This window comes from Limosilactobacillus caviae, from assembly GCF_014635905.1.
Classification (GTDB): Bacteria; Bacillota; Bacilli; order Lactobacillales; family Lactobacillaceae; genus Limosilactobacillus; species Limosilactobacillus caviae.
The window spans coordinates 82,863-104,522 of the sequence record NZ_BMDS01000003.1 but is presented as its reverse complement, the minus strand read 5'-3'; the positions used below and the strand labels follow the sequence as shown (position 1 = coordinate 104,522).

The following is a 21,660-nucleotide window of genomic DNA, read 5'->3' as shown; positions in this document are numbered from 1 at the left end:
AAATACACCCTACCCATACTGGATAAGGTGTATTTTTAATCACACTCTACAGCAAATTTTCATCTAATTCTTTATAATCAAAATAATCAAATTCTGCTGGAAGTTCAAAGCCAGTACAATCAACAGATGCTAACCCTACCATTGCTCCTGTAAAAAATCCGCCCGACGTTTGCATAACATAGTCATCCGACAAAATGGCTGCATCTAAATCAATAGATATCCTATTCCAATCTTTTCCATCAAACGAATACATGTAGTAGTAATAATCCTTTCTAATACATGTCTTTAACCATACCTCTTTAATCTCATTAGGAATTTCAACAGCATTATCCTTTAAGAATGAAGTGTATATATTATTGTTATTTTGCGCCACTTCAATAACCCTATGTTTAGTTACTTCATTATAGGTAATAAATACCCATGAATAATGTTTATCATTATAGAAATTAACTAATCCTGCCATCTGCTGATAACTGTATGGCTCATATTTAATCTTTGTAGTTGCATCAAAATTAAATGCTTGCCATCTAGATGCTAACAATGAAACATCAAACAGCGACGAAAGTGATTGATTTCCTTTTAGCACTAGTTTTTTATTTTTTATATATCCTAATTTTTTAGTAAATGGCTGACGTAAAGTTTGCCAATCATTGTCTAATTTTGACGATAAAAATTCATCGTGCCTTGAATTATTTGGCTTACTAGTTAAATATTTTTTGTCAGCATGGGGACCTGGAACACTAATAAGTCCCCCATGTCCCCCAACAACTCTAGGCCATCCATCTGAATCCCATTCTACTTTCTGAATAGAAGTTTCTCTTCCTAAAGTACACCAGCCTCGAGGGTCCCAAGCAGACTCATTTTTATGGTGCCATGGACGACTACAGAGTGACGCATAATACCATTCACCATCAAGTGTATTTACTAGTGAACCATGCCCCTGCTTTTGAAGCTCAAAGTCAGGCGTATCGAAGTTCGTAATAAAAGGCCCATCTGGTTCCGTTATAAACGTACCTAGTACTAAACTTTTGGATCGAGCTACAATTTCTTGATGAGACCAGCCAGTTCCTCCCTGCGCTGCAAATAAGTAATAATAGCCATTTATTTTATACACATGCGGGCCTTCAAGAACTTTTACATCAGTTCCCCTATATATAACTTTTCTTGTTTGTGGCAACAATCGTTGAGATAAGGGGTCGAACTCCGTCAATGTTATTCCATTGAATGTATTCTTATATTCACGTTGATCCCATGTCTGTTGAACCAAGTACTTTTTCCCATCAGTATCATGAAATAAAGAGGCGTCAAATCCTGTTGCATCTAATTTTATTGGCTTTGACCATGGCCCTTCAATATTATTTGCTGTTGTTAAATAGTTAATGCAGTCTTTAAAAGGACCATTCACAGTTTTTACGTCAGAAAATACTAGCCAAAATTTCCCATCAGCATATGATAAATCAGGCGCCCATACTCCTCCAGATGAAGGATCACCAGTCATATCGATTAATTCTTTACTATCTAAAATCGAAGGTAACATCTTCCAGTGAACCAGATCTTTAGATGAATGTAATCTAACTCCTGGAAACCATTCAAATGTTGAGTTCGCAATATAATACATGTCACCTACACGAAGTATACTAGGATCGGGATTGAAGCCTCGTAAAACAGGATTTTTAATTTTCATTGCTTGTTTCCTTCTTTTCTACCTTATTGTTTGAAACCGGCCATAAATCGGAATACTTTTCACCAGTAAGGTTCTCACATACTGCCTTGGCTTTCGGTGAAACATTTGCTTTCTTTCCACCAGCTTTTAATCGCTCTATTTCATCAATCAACACTTTATGAGTTTTAGCGTCAAGATTAAATGTTACCGCAATAGCCATTGCAAGAAGTGTTAAAATTCCTGTACCAAAAATCAAAGTATATACAACCGCATGAGTTGCCTGTAGAGATTGCACTGCCGCCCCACTCTTAAATCCATTTGCAGAAAGCACCCAGCCTAAAAATACTGCTGCTAATCCTGAAGTTAATTTACGGATAAATGACATCATTGCTGCAAATTCACCTTCCCGACGTTTTCCAGTCATAATTTCATCAACATCAGGAATAAATGGAAAGACATTCCAAGGAATTGAATAGGCACCACCCTTAAAGAATAAGTAAATTGTAGAAACAATAATTAACGCAACGATTAATGTATTATGAGTTAAGTTCATAAGATACATAATGTAGTATGCTGCTAAGCCAGCAATTACTAATCCAAAATAAAGTACATAGCATTTTTTAGCACCTAATCGTGTAAATAACCAATAGTTTACTGGCGTTAAAGGTAGTCCAATAATACCTAAGGAAAGTAGATAAGATGCTGTTGAAGTTGATAACCCATAACCAAACACAATAAAGTAAATAAAAGCTCCTGAGAATAAATCTTGCGCAGTAACTCCCAATAAGTATAAATACATATGTTGCCGAAATGCCTTTACCTTGAGAGTTGATAAATATGACTTCAAAGCAGTCCAGAAAAATTGCGCTAAATTTTGATGAGCCTCACTCGGATCTGCAGTTGCCTTAATCTCATTTAAAGGCCGCTCCCATGTAAATTTCCAAGTAATTAAACAAGCAATTGAGAAAAGCACAGCAAATGTAACACCTGTCGCTGTATAAGCATATGGATTATGCTGTCCTAATAATTGAATATAGAATCCACCAACTAAAGTAACAACTGATGTGATTGCACCAGAGAAAAACATTCGAGTTGTTGACATTTTTGAACGCGAATTGAAGTCTGTAGTCATTTCAGAGGGTAATGTTTCATAAGGAATCAAGACCATGGTAACTACTACCTCTACTAAACAATAAACAATTAAATAATACCAATATCCACCACCAGGTATCCAAAGTAGGGTATAGGTAATTAAAATTAGTGGAGAACCTATTAAGATAAAGAAGTGACGCCGACCAAATTTAGCACCGAGCTTCGTTCTCCAAAATGTATCTGATAATCTTCCCATAATAATAGATGTAATTGAATCTACGGCCTTAGCTAGTCCTATAATCGATCCAGCTTCTAATGCTGATAAATTACAAAATGTCGTAAAGAAGAACATTAAATATGCACCAACTAGAGCACCGTATCCGCCACCCATCATATCAGTACACCCAAAAGCAATTGACGTCCCCATACCAACTTTTCGTCCACTAGACTGTCCGTTTTTTATCTCATTCATTATTTTTTCACTCCGTCCTTATAAAAGCGCTTACATTTCTTCTAAAACGTGTGTCAGAACACTTGGAATATGATAGTAATTATTAATTTTTAGTTTAAACGGTGCGGCACAATTCCTATCAGTATCAAATAAGTTGGGATGAGCAGTATTTTCTTGTGCATAACTAATAACTGCATCATCTTTAATCTTTATATCTTCAGGAATTTTTACTACTATATTTTCATCATTAACTTGAAACTTGTTTAAAGTATACAGAGTTCCACATTGTGATAATTTAAATATTAATCTTTCATCTATTACTAATTTCCTACCAAATGTATTGAATTTAATAACTACTCCATCGTTATTTAAATATGCTTGATCAGCTATTGGTCCTGATGCACATCCATGCGTCCACTTTTTGATTCTCTCACTTAATTCAAAAAGTTTTTTTGCAACTACTTTCTTATCTAAGGGATGTAAGTCGTTATCTTCACCATCACCAATAGTTACTGCCATTCCTGTATTATCCAAAACCAATGCCTTTTCCTGTTCGCTTCTTAATCTTCCCCAATTATGGTTTGGTTCAATGCCACAGTTTGGTAACTGAACAAATAAAAAGGGTAGGTTGACATTGCTAAATATTTTTCTCCATTCTTGAATCAGCTTGATAAATACTTTCCCATAATTTACAGGCTCATGAGTATCACTTTCTCCTTGGTACCATATAATTCCATTAAATGAAAAATTTCTTAGCGGATAAATCATGCCATTAAAAAGTCCTGAAGGTAGGTATTGTGGAAAAAACCATTGTTTGCGACTAGGCATTGAACATCCTCTCTTTGCAAACCAATTACATTTATTCAAATCTAGAATATTATTATTAATTTGAATATAACGATTCTTTCCTTTTCTAAATCCACCTATTTTTTGATCTATTTTTAGACGAATGGTTATTTCAACTTTTCGTTTAATTTTTCCAATTTTATAATGGCGAGGTGGATACTGATAACTAACTTCTCCTATCTTTTTTCCATTAACAAAAGTTTCATCAGCATCAATCAAAGTTCCTAAATGTAAGATAGCATCTTGATTAACCATATTTTCAGGAACCTCAATAGTTGTTTTTAGCCATACAACACCTGAAGTTTTAAATTTCTCAGGAAAATCCTTATTAATATCAATACTTTGCCAAGTAGAATCTATCGAATTTTTAGCCCAACTTCCTTTCAGTCCATAATCAAACATATTTCTATCATCTTCATATTGATCTTGGTAAACATTACTTTCCTTAACAAAATGATTAACTAAATCTTGATTTTTTAGCGTATCATAATCATGTGGCATTTCACCTATAGTCTTGAGTACTTCCTCACTTACCCAAGATCTAATTGATGTTCCTCCTACTGCTGTTTGAACAATTCCAATTGGTACATTGGAATACTTTCGCAAATATTTTGCAAAAAAATATCCAATACCTGATACATTTAATAAATTATTTTTTATTGCGTCAAACCACTTTCCTTCATAAATGTCAGTCATTGGTTCATTAAATTGATAATGTTCTGGAACTTTGAAGTAATGAATTAACTTGTCTTTAGCTTTACTGAGTTCTTTTGGATACTTTTCCAACAAACGATTAAACATTAATTGCATGTTAGACTGTCCTGCCAGTAGCCATACATCTCCAAAATATACTTTTTTAATAACGACCTTTTCATTTAACGATGTAATAATTAGTTCAAAAGGGCCTCCTGCTTCATGAGCCGGTAAGTCTAATTTAAATTTTCCGTTAGCATCACATATTGTAGATAATACTTTATCTTCAAATTTTATAGTCACTAATGCGTTCCTCTTAAAGTTTCCCCACAATGTATTGATTTTGTTTCTTTGTAATATAGCCCCATCACTAAGTAATGATGAAAGTTTTAACCTTGGACTCTCCTCCATTTTTTGTTTCTTCTTTCTAACTAAATACTTTTAAGAATATATTTTTCTTCCCAAACTATCTTTTACTCCCGACATTCGATAGAAATAAGTATTAACTTGATCGCGCCACTCCAATGCGTTTTTAAGCTGTTCATTTAAACAGACTTGTACGGTATCATAAATAGATTCTTCAATATCATGCTTTAAGCAATTCCATTGTTTTACATACTTTTTCACATTCTCATAACCTCTAAAGTGCAGGTCATAAATCGTTTGAATTAAAGTCTTATTATTAGGGAGAATAAAATCGTAGTTTAAATGGTGGAAAAATAGCATTACATCCATCGGCGTTGTATCTGGATTTTCAAATTTATTTGCTAACTTCTTAGAATACATACTTACAAAACCTGAACCAGTTTTTATCGTCCGATCTACACCAACACCATTACGATCTGCAAAATGATAGGTTCCCCATCGATCATACTCATAGCCATTAACAGATGGTCCATAGTGGTAATGAGGAACTACCATAAATCCCACGCCTAATGGAGCACAATAATCTACATATGTTTTATTAGATGTAATCATTATTGAATAAATCTTATCTTTTGACTCCTTCTTTATTGACGGAAACATTTGTATTATCCATTCTTTAAGAATTTCTTCAGCAGATAGTTGATTATCCCAGCAAAGCCGACCATATCCATATAAATTAGATTGGGCTAATGGATTTCCAGTCCAATGTTCACTCATTCCAACATTCCCTACAGCTGCAATTCCAGTATTATTTGAATCTACTGCTGTTTCTCTTAGTATTGCTCCCGCTTTTGGATCAGGCAGATCTTCATACTCAGTATTAAAATTAATCATCTTACACCATTGTGGAAGAACATAATTAATATCAATTTGATGCCCTAAATATTCTGCTGTTATTTCAAATTCCATCATTTGATTTGTATTTCTCAGCTTTCCAAATAATGGTTGTAAAGGTTCAGCAGTTTGAAAATCAATAGGCCCAAATTTCATCTGCAAAATAACATTACTTGAAAATTTTCCATCCAATGACGCAAAATTTTCAAATGCTGCTTTTGCCCGATCGTTTTTCCTATTACGCCAATCTTGGTGCGAATTATAAACGAATGCCCGCCAAATAATTAATCCGTCAAAAGGCTTTATAGCATCTGCTAACATATTAGCTCCTTGTGCATGATCACAGCCATATTGATACGGTCCTGGTTCTCCTTCACTATCTGCTTTAACAACAAAGCCTCCAAAATCAGGAATATACGAATAGATATTCTTACAAATATCCCGCCAAAATTTTTTGACTTTATCATCAAGCGGATTTGAAGTCTCTAATCCGCCAATTAATTTAGGAGCTGCCCAATTTATTGATAAGAAAAGCTTAATACCAAATTTCCGAAAAATATCAGCGATTTCTTGAACACCATTTAGATATTTATTTGTTATTAATTCAATCCCCTGTCCTCTAACATTTACATTATTTATTGAAATTGAATTAATCCCAACTGAAGCTAACATACGTGCGTAATATACTAATCTCTTAGTATCATGTCTGAAGATATCACCATTTATAAGTTTTACATTAAAATTGCCTTTGTCTGGATTATCTAGCTTGTTAAAATTTCCAAAGAAAATTGAAGCTCCTGAATATCCACGTTCAATACTACCGTCTGTCTGGTCCCAATGATTGATCATTCTTAAGCTTTGAGAAGGTGTATGAATTCCAGTTTTTAATTTCCCAGTTAACTTCATTCGAATCAAAGAGTAAAAGCCATACAAAAGAGCTTTACTGTTATTCCCAATAATAATTATTTGTCCATTCTTTTCCTGCACATCAAACGATTCATCATTATCATATTTATTATTCTCCTCTATCAGAACAATACTTGCATTTTCTTTATCAAAAGTTACAGGTAACTTTAGCCACTCAACAATTTCGGTATAAAGTTGCTTTTTTACTACATCATTTTCTGCTATTCGGTTAGGCAATAGTGTAAATACATCGTTTTTTAATTGCTCACGTATTCTATTATTGTTAAGCCATGCACTATCCAATTAGTCCACCCCTTTTATAGTTATTAAGTAATAATCTTTAAAGTTAGTTGTTTAAACTGATAAAGTTTAGTCAACCTTTATCTGCATTTTTATTGTATCCGTTTTCACAAAAAGCAAAAAGATCATAAACTGACAATTATTTGTCAATTTGTGATCTCATCTATAATGAACATTTATTAAATTCTATTCAAAATACCCTGTCTGATTTTTTGAATAAACTGTACGTTTGTGCAAAACTTGTTTTCTATACTCACTTGGTGAATATCCCGACCATTTTTTAAACTGTTTACTAAAAATCGAAATATTTGCAGCTCCAGTCATATATGCAATCTCCTCAATTGAGTTTCCTGAATATTCAAGGAGTCTTTGTGCTTTTCGATACTTTTCCTTATCAATAAACCTTAATGGTGTTATTCCATAAACTTTCTTAAAAACTCGGTGACCATATCCACTACTTATATGCAAACTTGAACAAATATCACTAAAAGTAAAAGCTGAATTCACATCATCATTATTAACCCAATCTTCAATTGTGACTGAAATATCTCGTCCAACTTTAGCTTCCTTATCGGTAAATGGCAGATTATATCCTTTTATTTTCTGTACTAAAATACTTAATTGCTTTAGATATTGTAAGAGTATAATTTCAATATCTACTTGAACTTCAAAGTCATTTCGACGAGCTTTATCCTTACATAAATTAACAATATCATTCAATATTTCCCCAGATATATGCGCTAAGTCCGAATGTGCTGGTATCAATTTATTAGCTAAAAGGCCTATAATTTTTGAACGTAATTCAACATCTTCAAAATCAAAATGCAAACACATATACGTCATCTTTTTATAATCATCTGCATTCCTATTTGTATGCAACGTACCCGGTGCAATTAAAATAGCATCTCCTGGTCCAAGATCAATTACACGTGAGTCCTTAATCTCCGTAAGTTGATGCCCTTTTGTCACAATCATTAATTCAATTACTTGATGGCTCTGTTCAAAAAAAGTCCACCCGCCATTTACCGTATGCTTATGACCACCAAACATATATAATCCTGATTCAATTGTCGGAAATGATATGAAGTTTTGCACCTTTATTACTCCTTTCTTTTAACTTTTTGTCCCATCATTAATATTATCTGTCAAAAAGTACTGCGTGTTTAGGTCTATTTATAACCTAAATTTGTTAATTCGTAACTTATCTTTTATCTAAGTATTTGTTATATTCTGACCATAATTTATTATATTCATTTTAAGGAACCGCTTTCAAAAAAAGCAAAAAAAGTGCTATACTTTATCACGAAAGTTAGTCATTTATCTAAACTAACTAATACAAACAACTAACTTACACTTTTTTATTACTGTTTGTATATAAGTTAGGAGACTTAACATGAAACATAAATTATCATCAGGGTGGATATATTTCTTTGCTGCCTTAGGCGGATTACTCTTCGGATATGATACCGGATCAATTTCGGGAGCCATTCTTTTTATTGAAAAGCAATTAGCATTAAGTTCCTGGCAACAAGGATGGGTTGTTTCAGCAGTTCTTGTCGGTGCTATTATTGGTGCTATTACGATTGGGCCTTTCTCAGATCGCTTTGGTCGTCGAAAGCTGCTATTATTAACATCTGTTCTCTTTTTTATCGGGGCTTTAGGTTCTGGGTTAGCTCCTGAATTTTGGACCTTAATTTTTACACGAATTATTCTTGGATTAGCTGTTGGGGCCGCTTCATCTTTAATTCCTACCTATTTAGCTGAATTAGCGCCGGTTGCCAAGCGCGGAATGATGTCCGGGATGTTTCAGCTTATGATTATGTCTGGTTTGCTCTTAGCTTATATTCTTAACTATTACCTCCAAGGAATCTATACTGGATGGCGCTGGATGCTTGGTTTTGCGGCTTTACCTGCTGCAATTTTATTTATTGGTGCAATTATTCTTCCAGAATCGCCACGTTACTTGATTCGTAATGATAAAGAAAACGTTGCTCGCGAAGTCTTAATGACAATGAACAATAATGATGAAGACATTGTTAATGGCGATATCGCTAAAATTAAAAAACAAGCAGAAATCGTTTCCGGCGGTTGGAAAGAATTATTTGGTCTAATGGTTCGTCCCGCATTAATCGCTGCGGTTGGTTTAGCTATTTTCCAACAGGTAATGGGCTGTAATACGGTTCTTTATTATGCACCAACCATTTTTACTGATGCCGGTTTTGGTGTTCACTTTGCCTTACTTTCACATATTTGGATCGGTATCTTTAATGTCATCGTAACTTTCATTGGAATCTACCTTATGAACAAAGTTAGCCGGCGCAAAATGTTAATCGTTGGTGGCTGGCTAATGGGCATTACCCTCTTCATTATGTGTTGGGGATTAATGCATTCCAGCGACTCAAAATTTGCTGCTGATATTGCTGTTATTTCAATGGTTATTTATATTGCTTCATTTTCTGGTACTTGGGGTCCTATTATGTGGACAATGATTGGTGAAATGTTCCCGCTTAACATTCGGGGCCTTGGAAATTCTTTTGCTGCTGGTGTCAACTGGACTGCAAATGCAATTGTTTCATTAACTTTCCCGCCCCTACTTAGTTTCTTCGGTAAGGGTACACTGTTCATCGGTTACGGAGTCTTCTGCCTTCTTGCTATTTGGTTTGTTCATTCAAAGGTATTTGAAACACAAGGTAAATCACTTGAATCAATCGAACAATGGTTACGCGATCAAGCAACAAAGAAGCAAAAGGGCGTATCTTCTGAAACTACTACTGTCCAAAAAGAAAATTAAATTTATAATATTTAGCCGACACTGCAAAGCCGGCTTTTTGAATCGAATATAAATCAAATTATGATATAATGAAGTCGTTATAAGCAATAGGAAGGAGAATGGCAATGATATCATATAAAGATTGTACTCCTGACGAGCTAGATTACACGATTGGTAAAGGCGGTAATCTAACAATTACTGTCAACGATAAGAAAATCGTTCTCACTTTTAGCGATGTTCCTGCCGAAAATTCTGATTACATGAATGTTAAGATTCTTTCCGAACCTAAGCATATAATGGCTTCAATCGTAATCGATGCCTATCAAAAGGATAAAGTAGATGACCCAGAAACAGAGAAAATGGTAAAAGAAAAGCTAGCTAACTGCATTAATACTGCTGTTAAAAACCGCTTCGGTCTCATCTAATAATTACTGACATAACAATTTTCTAACACAGAATGAAAAAGCCTCTAGTATTCGGCACATCTGAACACTAGAGGCTGCTTTATATTTAAAATAGTAATGAGACCGTGTTAATCTTTAGTCTCTAATCGACATTTTTTACTTCTTTAGGCCATTTGAAATGTAATAAATAATCATCTAATCCTAAAGCGCGGTGAATCGCCAACGAACTTGCTCCTAATAGTGATGTCATTCGTGATCCTTTAATCATCTGAATGGGTGAAAATATCCCTAATTCTACTAGTCGATCCCGCACCATTGCATATATTTCTGGTAGATCTTCAAACAAGGTTGAATTAAAATAGACTTTTTCTGGTCCATACGACACAACTGCATTATAGGAAACCTCTGCAATTAGATTAGCGGCATGATTTAAAATCTGTTGCACCTGCTCATCTTCACGATAAAGTTTAACTAATTCGGTACTTGTTAATGCGGTTAAGTTCTTAGCATCCATTATCTGGCGCATAATTGCCTCTTCAGAACATAAGGATTCAACTTTTACAAGCTGCCGTGATCCGCTATCTAAGTCATTAGACATTAAACTCCTACCAATTTCACCAGCCATTCCGCGATAGCCACGATATAAACTATGATTTGTAATAATACCAACACCGATTCCCCGATGGATACTAATAGTTATTAAATCACGAATATCTTGGTTTACACCAAAGTCTTGCTCAAAAACTGCCGATAAATTAGCTTCATTTTCTAAAACAACCGGGACGTCAAATTCCTTACTAAAATATTCTTCAAGGTCAATACCCTGCAATTCAAGAAATGGTGAGTCAACTACCTTATTATCATATACAATCCCATGAATTGAAAATGCAATTGCTAGTAAACCATGTTGGGTTGAATCAACACGTTGAAGTTTTGTTATCTCCTTTTTTATCATTTGCATAATGCTTAAAATATCAAACTTTTCAATTGGTTCACGGCTATATTGAATAATTTCTCCATTGAGATAATTAAACATCGCTGCCATATATGTTGTTCCAATATTAAAACTTGCAACATACCCATAGTTATGGTTCAAACTAACAAGATGTGGTTTTCGACCACCACTACTAGTCGATTCTCCCTGACGAATCCCCTCAATAAAGCCTTCTTCATTTAATTCATCATATATTGACGAAACCGTTGATTTATTTAAGTTTAGCTGCCGTGCTATCTCTGCTCGTGACGTTTCAGTATTATTAAATAGCTGTTGCAAAACGAGTTTTTTATTTTGTATTCGTGAAAGATTACGGTGGTCATTTATCATTTTTAGCTACCTCTGATTAATAAAATATTTTATATCGGTAATGCCTTTAATACAGCACAATTAGCTTTATTATAGCACGAAAGAAGGCTGAACTAGTTTAGCGTTTTAGTCGCAATAGTTTAATTTCTAAATAACACCATAAAATAATTAACAGTACGCTGTAAGCAGCCGAAAGCCAGACTACATATTTCAAAAAAGCTAAAATATGAAATACAGTGAGGATTTGCAGACAAATTGTTAAAACAATCCATACTACTAAGTGATCTTTAACTCGGTCACGGTGTTCAATTAGTTCATCTTTTTTCATAATCATTCTCCATACAAAAAGAGGGCTGAAATGAGTAAGTTACCCCTTCACCCTCTTAATGAGCTAATTAATCGTTCTTTGCCATCTTATCCCGTAATGCTTTGCCGATTTCTTCATAGCCAGGCTTACCAAGCAAACCAAACATATTTGTCTTGTAGGCTTCTACTCCTGGTTGGTTAAACGGGTTAATGCCATTTAAGTAACCAGAAATCCCCATAGCTACCTCAAAGAAGTAAATCAAGTAGCCTAAGGTGTACTCGTCTTCTTCAGGGATATGAACCGTCATAACCGGAACACCGCCATCAGTATGAGCAGCAACAACCGCTTCGTAGGCCTTGGTGTTAACGTAATCCATTGTCTTGCCTTCTAAGTAGCCTAAGCCATCGAGATTATCCGGTTCAGTCGGGATCTCCATGTCATAGTTTGGCTTATCAAGCTTAACAACTGTTTCCATCAAGAAACGACGGCCTTCTTGGATGTATTGACCAAGAGAGTGCAGGTCCGTGGTGAAGTTAGCAGATGATGGGTAAATGCCCTTTTGATCCTTACCTTCTGATTCACCAGCTAATTGTTTCCACCATTCCGCAAACATCCGCATATTTGGTTCGTAGTTTTCCAATAGCTCTGTTTCATAACCTTTACGGTAAAGGATGTTCCGATATGCCGCATATTGGTAAGCTTCATTCTTAGTCAAATCAGGGTCAACATAGTCTTTTTCCGCTTGAGCTGCCCCTTCCATCAGTTTATCAATGTCGGCACCGGATGCAGCGATTGGTAAAAGACCAACAGCAGAAAGAACCGAGTAGCGTCCGCCAACCCCGTCAGGAATAACAAAGGTCTCGTATCCATTAGCATCAGCTTCGGTCTTTAAAGCACCCTTTTCCTTATCGGTTGTCGCATAGATCCGCTTATTTGCTTCCGTTTCACCATACTTCTTAATTAGGAGATCCTTGAAAATCCGGAAAGCAATTGATGGCTCAGTTGTTGTTCCTGACTTTGAAACAACATTAATTGAGAAGTCCTTATCCCCAATTAATTGAATCAAGTCATGAACATAAGTCGAACTTAAGGAATTACCAGCAAAAACTACTAGTGGTGCTTGACGATCCTTAGCCTTTTGTGCTTGGTAGAAAGTGTTATGTAAGAAGTCAATCGCCATTTGTGCTCCCAAGTAGGAACCCCCAATTCCAATGACTACTAAAACATCAGAATCACGTTGAATCTTATCAGCGGCTTTCTTAATCCGTGAAAATTCTTCTTTATCATATTCAGTTGGTAAATGCAGCCAATCACGGAAGTCGGCGCCAGCGCCTGTTCCATTCCGTAATTCATCATTAGCGGCGTTAACCATTGCTTGCATTTCACCTAATTCGTTATCGTGAACAAATTGCTTTAATGCGCTACTGTCAAATTTAATGTGTGTCATTCCAATAGCTTCTTTCTTTTTTATTTTTTAGACATTTAAATCATAGCGGATAATGAAGTCGGTTTCAATCAGAACTAAAAAATTTTTCTTATAAATACAGAATTGAAAATTCAAATATAATTAGGCATACTTTGAACATAGTAAGTATCCGCTTACATCACAGAAAGGAAAATAATTATGGACCAAAATACAAAAAATATGCTTGCAGGAAAACCTTACCGCCCTGGTACTCCTGAACTTAATAAATTCTCACAGCTCGCACATCGTCTTTGTCGTGATTATAATTTAACAGCAGATGAAGATACGATTGAACGAAAAGCGATTATTGACCGCCTATTTCCGGAGCACGCCGATGGGATTTATCTTCAAGGGCCTATTCATATTGATTATGGTCGTTTTACCAAACTTGGCAAGAATTTCTACGCTAATTTTACTGTTCTCGACACATGCCCAGTTACAATTGGCGATAATGCAATGTGCGGACCAAATGTTTCTATTATTACGGCAATGCATCCCCTTATGCACCAGCAACGAAATATCCGCAAACAGGCTGATGGACAATTTGATGATATTGAATATGGCAAACCCGTTACAATCGGTAATAATTGTTGGTTTGCAAGCAATGTAACTATTTGCCCTGGCGTAACAATTGGCAATGGCTGTGTTATTGGCGCGGGTGCCGTAGTTACTAAAGATATTCCTGACAATTCGCTCGTCCTTGGTGTCCCAGGCAAAGTTGTCCGCACCATCACTGAAAAAGATCGTTTAGCAAACTATCCTTACTAAAAATAAAAGACGCTTGCATCATGCAGGCGCCTATTTTTTAGGCAAAAATTGTTAAAATACTTCCGGCAACAATAAAGATAATCCCGGCAATTGTGAATGACATTTCTCGACGGGTCTTGTGCTCATGAAGGATAAGCACACCACCAATAGTTGCGATAATAACATTCATCTGCGTGAAGACAAAGGCAACATTGATTCCGAGTGCCCGTCCTGCAAAGATGTAGGCAAGCGCTGCGATACCCCAGGAGATTCCTCCCCAGATATTAAGGTATTGTTTCTTTTGCTTAAATGAGTCAATGTTTCCTGAACAAATCGCATAGATAACTGATCCAAGTAAAATACCAAGCATTTCTGGAAGGAAGATTCCAAGTGAACTGTCATTAGCAATCATTGGCATCTTAGGGAATGCTGAGTATACCCAGTAACCAATAGTTGTAATAAGAAGGAAGAAGAAGTTTTGAACAGTAACTTTCTTTCCGGTGCTCTCATCAGATACTGATGTCATCAATGCCCCAACAATAACAATTGCCAATGCGATGAATCCTACTGTAAGAGCGTGAGCACTATGCCATTCGCCAAAGATAATAACCCCAATCAAAGAGTTACCAATTAACTGGAACACTGTTGATAGTGGAATTGTATTTGAAACACCCATTCGCTTGAATGAAATAAATTGACCAATTTGACCAATCGTCCATAAAGCACCACATAGTACTGAGAACCAGAAGCCAGCCATACTTACCGTTGGGTGACCAAAAATAAATGCAACTAAGCCGACAATTGTTGCACCGGCACCGATTCCAAACATTTGATTAATCGTTGATCCACCAATCTTACCAGTAATTAGTGGCATAAGTCCCCAACCAATCGCTGGGATTAAAGCAAGTAAATAATTCATTAAAAATTCTCTCCTATCAATCCGTTATATGATTACAGGGTATAAGTTTATCACAAGGTAAACGCTTACACAAGCGCTTTCTTTAAATTTTCCACCGCAAATGAATTGGTCTATAAAAACAAAAACGCCTTAACTACAAGGTTAAAGCGTTATACGTAATAAATTGGCTTACTTTTTATCTTTATTATTTGTTTGTTGATTATTATGGGGTGCATAATCACGGTCAGGGAAGAAAATTGTAAAAGTGGTCCCCTTTCCGTGTTGGCTTTTCACATCAATCTTACCACCATGTAGTAAAACTAATTGGTGTACAATTGCCAGTCCAAGTCCAGATTCGCCATACTTAGTACTCATTCTTGAACGATCTGCTTTATAATAACGTTCCCAAATGTTGTCTAACTGTTCCGGGGTCATTCCAATTCCATTATCCTGGACTTCAAATTGACTCCCTTTTTCAACCCGATACCCGCGAATATCAATTATTCCTTGGTCAGTAAATTGAATTGCGTTTTGAATAATATTAAACATAATCTGGACAAAGCGGTCATAGTCGGCGTAAACGCGTAAATCTTTTTCAACATCTAACCGCAACGTGTCTTTCTTTTCTTTAGCCTTCTTAGATAGCTGTTCCTTTAGATTTTCAAGAACAGCTGATGCATCAAATACTTTTCGTTCCATTGCGATTTGGTTAGTGCGGATCTTTTCATAGTCTAAATTATCATTTACCAGCCTAATTAACCGACGCGTGTCATTTTGCATTAGTTGAATACTATGCTTCTTATCTTCTTCAGGAATTGCATCATACTGTAACCCCTCTAAGATTCCATTGATCGTTGTCAACGGTGTCCGCATCTCATGAGCCGCATCAGCCATAAACTGCCGTCGTCGTTCTTCCTGTCGCCGAATCTCTTGTTGTGATTCACGTAATGATGCCGTCATCTGATTGAAACTACGCCCCAAATCAGCAACTTCATCACGGCCATCATCATCAACCTCAACGTTATAGTTTCCACGCGCAATCTGGTGGGTTGCCAAACGCAGCCGATCAATCCGCTTAGTAATTGACCGCGCTAGGAAGTAACTAACGGCTAATGTAACAAGGCTGGCAGTAAGCAGCGCCATTATCAAATTAGTTTTTATCTGATGCATATTTTGCTCAATCGTTGATACAAATGTTGCAATCGATACTACTGCGATCATTTTCCCTTTATAAAAGTATGGACGTGATACTTCTGTCATCCGCGGTGATGTTCCATTAGAAACCCGTGCATTGATTTTGGGAGTAATTAACTTTGTATAGACCGTTTCTCCTTTTTTTAACTTTTTCCAATCATCTTTACTCATATTAGGAGTAAAACCATTACTAGCAAAAATCTTACGATGAGTTGTATCATAAATCGCAAAATGGACATTTTGACGGGTTAACAAGTTAGCATTGCTATTCAATGACTCAGTAGCAAATCCTTCAAAACTCTGCGTCGCCATATTATAACGAATCGAATCTTGAATTAAACTATCAGAATAACTTTTCAGCTGTTGCCAAGTATTATGGTATAGGGTGTTATTAGTAACATTAATAAATGAAATACTAACAATCGCCATCAAAATCATAATCACTGCAAAAAATGACAGCATTAGCCGATACATTAATTTCATTAGTCGTTACCTTCATCATCGAATTTATATCCAACACCCCAGACGGTTTTAATAACCTGTGGCCCGATATCTTCAAGCTTTTGCCGTAACTTTTTAATATGTGCATCGACTGTCCGCTCATCGCCGTAATACTCGTAGTCCCAAACCAGTTGTAATAACTGAGACCGCGTAAAAACTTGACGAGGCTTTGATGCTAAGGTCTTTAACAGGTCAAATTCTTTAGGCGTTAAATCATTCACCGGCTTATCATATAAGAATACTTCCCTTGTCTTAGTATTCATCTTGAAATGCTTTGTTTGAATATCAAATGTATCATCATTTTCAGCATCATGAACATCTTCTAATTTGTTCAAATGAGTTCGCCGATATAAAGCTTTGATTCGGGCAATTAAGGTAATTGTACTAAATGGTTTTGTTACATAATCATCTGCCCCAATCTCAAGCCCTAAAACCTGATCACTTTCTGTATCGCGGGCAGTCAGCATTATCAATGGGACGGTTGGTGATACCCGCCGAATATCAGCTGCTACCTGCATCCCGTCCTTCTTAGGGAGGTTGAGGTCCAATAAAATAATATCCCATTTATGTGGATCAGCATTAAATTTTTCCTCTGCCTCTATTCCATCGTATGCAAAATCATATTGCCATTTTTCTTTTTTAAAAAACATTGCCATCATTTCACAGACGGAATGGTTATCTTCAATCATTAAAATTTGCATTTTTGTCATTCCCCTAATATCAAATCTGATTTAGTATTGTCTCGCTTAATTTTAACATATTCACAATGTTCACTTAATAATATCATTTCTCAGCCAAAATAAAAAAGTTTGAGAACAATCATTCCCAAACCTTAGTAATTATTCAAAAACAAGTTGATCCTTCATCGTCACCGGGTTAAAACTAACATCTTCCGTGCTTGCATCTTCAAGATCATCACTATTATCATTGCTGTCATCTGACATTGAGTCTTCAGAAGCTGTCCCGTTGTCCATCGCATCGATAATTGCATCAAGATTACTCAAATTTTTCATTGTCTTCATCATATCTGCAAAGTCATTCAATTCATCAGTAGCTTCATTTAGCTCTTTGACTAGTTTCTTTTGCTCACTCTTTGAAGCCCAGTCTTCCGGATCATTTGGCTTTTTATCTCCCCGATAGAAAAGCAGATTCTTGTCTTTAGGCCCTACAATAAATTTCTTAAAGCCATATGTAACTTTATTATCCTTAGTATAGGTTTTTTCTCCAAAAAGATCTGTAGTAAGATCTTTGAGATCACTTCTCGAGTAGCCTGCATCTTCATATAGTTGTGATCGATATTGAAGATACCAATTGTCATTGTGCTTAACTACCTGTACCGGAACCTTAGCCTCACTGAGGTAATTTTTATAAAGACTACTGTCCATTAGTTTTTTTTATTCAGAAACGGATTTATCGTACTCTGCAAACTCCTTAATTGAACGTTCATTCTTATCAAAGGCGGTTGTAAAGTCTTTCATTGCCTTTCCAGTATCAGATGATGATACAAATTGAATATAACCAAGCTTTTTGTTTTTACCATCTTTATCGATAACTAGCTTAACGTTCTTTTTACCATCAATATAACCATAATATGTACCATAAACTCGTGGATGAATGACTCCCCAAATGCCAGCAATTACCACCAATATGATAATAACTCCGCCAATAATTGAAAGAGTCTTATGGGAATCAAACCATGACTGTGAACTATTTTCCTTTACTGCTTTGTTGGGACCATTTTCTTCCTTCGCCATTTGCAATTATCCTCCTATAAATAAAATACCCCCAGCTTCACATAGTATCATAGTATCTTTTTAATTTAAATTAAAATCTTAATTCAACAATTAGTTAGCAGTAGATAAAAGCTTTTATTGCTTTTAGATTAAAATGAGTCAATAAAAAAGCCACCACATTTTACTGTGATGGCCGCGCCCAATCGATAAATTCGTTGTAATTGCTCAATGATCTAGTTCCAAGTTTTTATATTAGCCGGATCGTTATCTTTAGCAATGTTGATTTTTGCTAAGCGACTTAATTATTAAATTGTACATTATTCTTTGTTAATTTTGATTATTTAAAAACATTACTAATTTCTCAGCATCTTGTTTACTCAATCTACCGATAATCCTCAAGTTAAATTTTCGCTTATCAATTTTACCTACAGTTATTGTATCAATATAAGACTGCTTATTAAGACCCGCCTCTTTCCAATAGTCTATTTTGAAGTAATTTTTCCTAATCTCAAATGATTTATTTTCATATTTGGAGGTAATTTTATAGAAGCGAACCTTATTATCACTATCAGAAATAATATAAATTGGTCTTTTTTTCCCACCGCCATTCCAAGAAATATAAGCTATTGAAATATCATTAGTCTTCATCAAAGAACTCCTTCATTTCTTCTTCACTATTGATTTCTTTTTCCGGCTTATCTTTTGACAACAGACGTATTCTTAAAGCAGTTTGTTGTTCTGGAGTTAGGCTAAAACTGAGTGGAATTCGTCCCGTTGCAACGATTTCCTTGTAAAGAGCATTGATAACAACGGTGGGGTTAAGCCCGATTTCATTCATAATATCTTCTGCTTCATTTGCTAAATTGCGTTCAACATTTACCTGAACTTTTTTATTTTTCCGTGCGATTGTATTCATCATTATAATCACCTCATAATCACATTATAATCCTAACAAGATTATACATCAATTTTAAGTACTGAATCTTTTGTAATTATCATTATCTTATTTACCGTCCAATATGTCCTTTATAGTTGACACTCTAAAAACAAAGGCCTTTCCAGATTAGGGAAGGTCTTCTTTAATGGCAATTGATAAAGCTACCGCACTTTATCTTTCTGCACATTTACATTCTATTTACTTGGTTGGGTGTTCTTAATCATAGAAAATATTATGCTAACAGGGATTTTTCTTAACCTTTTTCCGTTGTTTCTTGAATCGACCTGTAGGAATTATTTTACTCATCTAGCAACTTCTCCAATTCATCATATGAAGAAGCACCTTTTAAATGTGGCTTTTTCATAGCATCAATAGCTTCATCAATTGATGACATCGTTTCAGCGTTCGGAATCCCCCAACACTTAGAAAGTCCATCATTTGCTACAGATGATAACATCATGCGAATAAAACTAGAAATAGATAATCCGTGTGCCGCTAACTCTTTGCTAGCTCTTTACTTAACATCAACTGGTACCCTACTATCAGGAAGGGTTGAAAGAAATTATAATAGTACAAGTTAATCCTTACCTATTGTATTTCAAAATTTGGTCTCATCGATGCAAAATTATCCTAATAACAGCAAAGAAAAACCACCACATTTTACTGTGATGGTCATGCCCAAATAATATTCAAATTCTATACAACATTTAAATGCAATTCAATGCTTTTCATTAAATTTTGTATTTCCCTAAATCCCATTATCTCGGGCTTTTAACACTGTTTGCAATTAGCCGCAAACTCATAATGGAGATGACGGGAGTCGAACCCGTGTCCAAGCATATCGCCATTTCAACCTCTACGTTCATATCTCAACTATTTAAACTTCGCTAACCAAAACGCCGTTGATCAGGGCAACCATGATTAGCTAGTTTGATTAATCTCTTCTTATTACTTCAAACGGGAGTAATAAGCGTAGTCCACTAAGTATAAAACCCATTACCGCATCATGGACGAACCCGGAATGGATCTACGCGCGCTACTTGTTAGGCAGCGTATGCGTATGCGTTTGAATTATTGTTTGCAGTTATAATTTAAAACTGAGCGTTTTTACGAAGACGCAACCTTCGAAACGCAGTTGAAACTCGACCTATACCTGTCGAATCCATAAACATCCCCATAAGAAGTACTACCATTATAACATATTAGCCCAAAAAAGCGAGACAGAAGGAAATAATATTCCATCAGTCTCGCAATAAAATTGATTAATCTTATTTATTTTAGTACCAACCGTTTGCTTGCCAGAATTGTTGGGCAGCAGTCCAAGAACCGTAACGACTTGCAACGTATTGGTCAGCAACGCGTTCTTGGTTAGCTGGTGAGTAGTCACCACCAAGGTATGATGCAGATAATTGGTACTTACCAATGTATTGACCGTTTGTGGCGTTGTAGTTACCACCTGATTCACGACCGGCAATCCAAGCTTTAGCAGCAGCTTCTGAACCTGAAGCATTTGAAGTGTAGCTTTGGTTAGCTTGGCTTTGTGCTTGTTGAGGTTGTGCTTGAGCAGTTTGTTGTTGTGTAGCTTGAGTATTGTTGTTTGCTACATTTGCATTAGCTGCATTTTGAGCATTGTATTCTTGAATTTCACCATCGCTCTTGATGATTAACTTTTGACCAACAAAAATCTTGTTAATATCTTGAATATTGTTCTTCTTAGCAAGATCATTGATCATACTGTTGTCTTTAGCAAATTTGTAAGAAATACCTGAAAGTGTGTCACCACTTTGTACGGTGTAGATAGTGTCAGCATTAGCAGCAGTAGCCGTTGCACTAACACCTAAGGCCACTGCACCAAGAGTAGCAGATACTTTAGCAAAGTTTTTCTTAGAAATCATAAATTAAATAACCATCCTTTATTATTTAGCAAATTATCTTTTCCGTTTCAACACCCTATATACTACACTCTTAATATTACAAAGCTGTAACAGCACCATTTCTATTTACTACTCTCCGTTTGCTTTTTGTAATATAGCTTTTAAAATATTATAGTCATAATCGGCTAATTCCTTGTGCGGGTTGCGTTTTCGGTTTGCATAACTTTTACAGATGATTTATAAAAAAATAAATAAAAAAAGCTGATTTCTTCGCAAAAATTTCATATTTGCTCCAAAACCGCCCTTTATTTTCCGT

The 21,660-nt window shown here is 35.6% G+C and carries 20 protein-coding genes and 1 other RNA gene; 3 read left to right on the top strand and 18 right to left on the bottom strand.

What is annotated here, in order from left to right:
• Positions 1-46: 46 nt before the first annotated feature.
• From IEU90_RS05305 to IEU90_RS05285, 5 genes are all read right to left on the bottom strand, one after another.
• Positions 47-1,684 (bottom strand): glycoside hydrolase family 43 protein, encoded by a 1,638-nt coding sequence (locus IEU90_RS05305; protein ID WP_153710122.1) that lies wholly within the window; start codon positions 1,682-1,684, stop codon positions 47-49.
• Complete coding sequence (locus tag IEU90_RS05300; RefSeq protein WP_153710121.1) at positions 1,674-3,227, bottom strand: MFS transporter; 1,554 nt, start codon at positions 3,225-3,227, stop codon at positions 1,674-1,676. The genes IEU90_RS05305 and IEU90_RS05300 overlap by 11 nt, the downstream gene beginning before the upstream one ends.
• A gap of 30 nt (positions 3,228-3,257) precedes the next feature.
• Positions 3,258-5,156, bottom strand: coding sequence for a sialate O-acetylesterase (locus tag IEU90_RS05295; protein WP_188357830.1), 1,899 nt, complete (start codon positions 5,154-5,156; stop codon positions 3,258-3,260).
• A gap of 30 nt (positions 5,157-5,186) precedes the next feature.
• A complete protein-coding gene (locus IEU90_RS05290) occupies positions 5,187-7,214 on the bottom strand; it encodes an alpha-glucuronidase (protein ID WP_153710118.1) in 2,028 nt (675 codons plus the stop codon).
• A gap of 183 nt (positions 7,215-7,397) precedes the next feature.
• Positions 7,398-8,306: an AraC family transcriptional regulator gene (locus tag IEU90_RS05285; protein WP_188357829.1), complete on the bottom strand. Its 909-nt coding sequence runs from the start codon at positions 8,304-8,306 to the stop codon at positions 7,398-7,400.
• Positions 8,307-8,604: 298 nt separating this feature from the next.
• Here IEU90_RS05285 and IEU90_RS05280 point away from each other — a divergent pair, with 298 nt between their 5' ends.
• Both IEU90_RS05280 and IEU90_RS05275 read left to right on the top strand, forming a co-directional pair.
• Positions 8,605-10,002, top strand: a complete 1,398-nt coding sequence (locus tag IEU90_RS05280) for a sugar porter family MFS transporter (protein ID WP_153710117.1) — start codon at positions 8,605-8,607, stop codon at positions 10,000-10,002.
• A 98-nt stretch (positions 10,003-10,100) separates the two neighbouring features.
• Positions 10,101-10,406 (top strand): hypothetical protein, encoded by a 306-nt coding sequence (locus IEU90_RS05275; protein ID WP_225431292.1) that lies wholly within the window; start codon positions 10,101-10,103, stop codon positions 10,404-10,406.
• Positions 10,407-10,527: 121 nt separating this feature from the next.
• Here the strand turns inward: IEU90_RS05275 and IEU90_RS05270 are convergent, their stop codons facing one another.
• The 3 genes from IEU90_RS05270 to IEU90_RS05260 form a co-directional block, all read right to left on the bottom strand.
• Positions 10,528-11,709: an ROK family transcriptional regulator gene (locus IEU90_RS05270; RefSeq protein WP_153710116.1), complete on the bottom strand. Its 1,182-nt coding sequence runs from the start codon at positions 11,707-11,709 to the stop codon at positions 10,528-10,530.
• A gap of 97 nt (positions 11,710-11,806) precedes the next feature.
• A complete protein-coding gene (locus IEU90_RS05265; RefSeq protein WP_163705096.1) occupies positions 11,807-12,016 on the bottom strand; it encodes a hypothetical protein in 210 nt (69 codons plus the stop codon).
• Positions 12,017-12,083: 67 nt separating this feature from the next.
• The gene (locus IEU90_RS05260; RefSeq protein ID WP_153710114.1) at positions 12,084-13,442 is read right to left on the bottom strand and encodes a glucose-6-phosphate isomerase; all 1,359 of its coding nucleotides are present in this window, start codon (positions 13,440-13,442) and stop codon (positions 12,084-12,086) included.
• A 177-nt stretch (positions 13,443-13,619) separates the two neighbouring features.
• Between IEU90_RS05260 and IEU90_RS05255 the strand changes: the two genes are divergently transcribed.
• The gene (locus IEU90_RS05255) at positions 13,620-14,228 is read left to right on the top strand and encodes a sugar O-acetyltransferase (RefSeq protein ID WP_188357828.1); all 609 of its coding nucleotides are present in this window, start codon (positions 13,620-13,622) and stop codon (positions 14,226-14,228) included.
• Between the two features lie 37 nt (positions 14,229-14,265).
• Here the strand turns inward: IEU90_RS05255 and IEU90_RS05250 are convergent, their stop codons facing one another.
• From IEU90_RS05250 to apf, 10 genes are all read right to left on the bottom strand, one after another.
• On the bottom strand, positions 14,266-15,126 hold the full coding sequence (locus IEU90_RS05250; protein ID WP_153710112.1) for a GRP family sugar transporter: 861 nt from the start codon (positions 15,124-15,126) through the stop codon (positions 14,266-14,268).
• Positions 15,127-15,294: 168 nt separating this feature from the next.
• Positions 15,295-16,782 carry a sensor histidine kinase gene (locus IEU90_RS05245; protein ID WP_153710111.1) on the bottom strand — a complete coding sequence of 496 codons (1,488 nt, stop codon included), beginning with the start codon at positions 16,780-16,782 and terminating at the stop codon, positions 15,295-15,297.
• Positions 16,782-17,501: a response regulator transcription factor gene (locus IEU90_RS05240; RefSeq protein WP_153710110.1), complete on the bottom strand. Its 720-nt coding sequence runs from the start codon at positions 17,499-17,501 to the stop codon at positions 16,782-16,784. Before IEU90_RS05240 ends, IEU90_RS05245 begins: the two co-directional genes overlap by 1 nt.
• Positions 17,502-17,639: 138 nt before the next feature.
• Positions 17,640-18,185 carry a hypothetical protein gene (locus IEU90_RS11295; RefSeq protein WP_229723601.1) on the bottom strand — a complete coding sequence of 182 codons (546 nt, stop codon included), beginning with the start codon at positions 18,183-18,185 and terminating at the stop codon, positions 17,640-17,642.
• Between the two features lie 9 nt (positions 18,186-18,194).
• Positions 18,195-18,554, bottom strand: a complete 360-nt coding sequence (locus IEU90_RS11290; RefSeq protein WP_229723599.1) for a hypothetical protein — start codon at positions 18,552-18,554, stop codon at positions 18,195-18,197.
• A gap of 306 nt (positions 18,555-18,860) precedes the next feature.
• The gene (locus IEU90_RS05230; RefSeq protein WP_153710108.1) at positions 18,861-19,181 is read right to left on the bottom strand and encodes a MazF family toxin-antitoxin system; all 321 of its coding nucleotides are present in this window, start codon (positions 19,179-19,181) and stop codon (positions 18,861-18,863) included.
• Positions 19,171-19,452, bottom strand: a complete 282-nt coding sequence (locus IEU90_RS05225; protein WP_153710107.1) for a type II toxin-antitoxin system RelB/DinJ family antitoxin — start codon at positions 19,450-19,452, stop codon at positions 19,171-19,173. The genes IEU90_RS05230 and IEU90_RS05225 overlap by 11 nt, the downstream gene beginning before the upstream one ends.
• 316 nt (positions 19,453-19,768) lie before the next feature.
• Positions 19,769-19,930: a damage-inducible protein J gene (locus IEU90_RS05220; protein ID WP_371868159.1), complete on the bottom strand. Its 162-nt coding sequence runs from the start codon at positions 19,928-19,930 to the stop codon at positions 19,769-19,771.
• A gap of 342 nt (positions 19,931-20,272) precedes the next feature.
• Positions 20,273-20,646: a transfer-messenger RNA gene (gene ssrA, locus IEU90_RS05215) on the bottom strand.
• A 101-nt stretch (positions 20,647-20,747) separates the two neighbouring features.
• The gene (gene apf, locus IEU90_RS05210) at positions 20,748-21,365 is read right to left on the bottom strand and encodes an aggregation-promoting factor (protein WP_188357827.1); all 618 of its coding nucleotides are present in this window, start codon (positions 21,363-21,365) and stop codon (positions 20,748-20,750) included.
• Positions 21,366-21,660 lie beyond the last annotated feature (295 nt).

What these genes read in the sequence shown, in the direction of transcription:
- IEU90_RS05255 (WP_188357828.1), top strand. Translation starts at nt 13,620, where the DNA reads ATGGACCAAAATACAAAAAATATGCTTGCAGGAAAACCTTACCGCCCT.
- IEU90_RS05225 (WP_153710107.1), bottom strand. Translation starts at nt 19,452, where the DNA reads ATGATGAATACAATCGCACGGAAAAATAAAAAAGTTCAGGTAAATGTT.
- IEU90_RS05260 (WP_153710114.1), bottom strand. Translation starts at nt 13,442, where the DNA reads ATGACACACATTAAATTTGACAGTAGCGCATTAAAGCAATTTGTTCAC.
- IEU90_RS05230 (WP_153710108.1), bottom strand. Translation starts at nt 19,181, where the DNA reads ATGAAGACTAATGATATTTCAATAGCTTATATTTCTTGGAATGGCGGT.
- IEU90_RS05295 (WP_188357830.1), bottom strand. Translation starts at nt 5,156, where the DNA reads ATGGAGGAGAGTCCAAGGTTAAAACTTTCATCATTACTTAGTGATGGG.
- IEU90_RS05250 (WP_153710112.1), bottom strand. Translation starts at nt 15,126, where the DNA reads ATGAATTATTTACTTGCTTTAATCCCAGCGATTGGTTGGGGACTTATG.
- apf (WP_188357827.1), bottom strand. Translation starts at nt 21,365, where the DNA reads ATGATTTCTAAGAAAAACTTTGCTAAAGTATCTGCTACTCTTGGTGCA.
- IEU90_RS05245 (WP_153710111.1), bottom strand. Translation starts at nt 16,782, where the DNA reads ATGAAATTAATGTATCGGCTAATGCTGTCATTTTTTGCAGTGATTATG.
- IEU90_RS11290 (WP_229723599.1), bottom strand. Translation starts at nt 18,554, where the DNA reads ATGGCGAAGGAAGAAAATGGTCCCAACAAAGCAGTAAAGGAAAATAGT.
- IEU90_RS11295 (WP_229723601.1), bottom strand. Translation starts at nt 18,185, where the DNA reads ATGGACAGTAGTCTTTATAAAAATTACCTCAGTGAGGCTAAGGTTCCG.
- IEU90_RS05270 (WP_153710116.1), bottom strand. Translation starts at nt 11,709, where the DNA reads ATGATAAATGACCACCGTAATCTTTCACGAATACAAAATAAAAAACTC.
- IEU90_RS05305 (WP_153710122.1), bottom strand. Translation starts at nt 1,684, where the DNA reads ATGAAAATTAAAAATCCTGTTTTACGAGGCTTCAATCCCGATCCTAGT.
- IEU90_RS05220 (WP_371868159.1), bottom strand. Translation starts at nt 19,930, where the DNA reads ATGATGTTATCATCTGTAGCAAATGATGGACTTTCTAAGTGTTGGGGG.
- IEU90_RS05275 (WP_225431292.1), top strand. Translation starts at nt 10,101, where the DNA reads ATGGCAATGATATCATATAAAGATTGTACTCCTGACGAGCTAGATTAC.
- IEU90_RS05280 (WP_153710117.1), top strand. Translation starts at nt 8,605, where the DNA reads ATGAAACATAAATTATCATCAGGGTGGATATATTTCTTTGCTGCCTTA.
- IEU90_RS05240 (WP_153710110.1), bottom strand. Translation starts at nt 17,501, where the DNA reads ATGCAAATTTTAATGATTGAAGATAACCATTCCGTCTGTGAAATGATG.
- IEU90_RS05300 (WP_153710121.1), bottom strand. Translation starts at nt 3,227, where the DNA reads ATGAATGAGATAAAAAACGGACAGTCTAGTGGACGAAAAGTTGGTATG.
- IEU90_RS05265 (WP_163705096.1), bottom strand. Translation starts at nt 12,016, where the DNA reads ATGAAAAAAGATGAACTAATTGAACACCGTGACCGAGTTAAAGATCAC.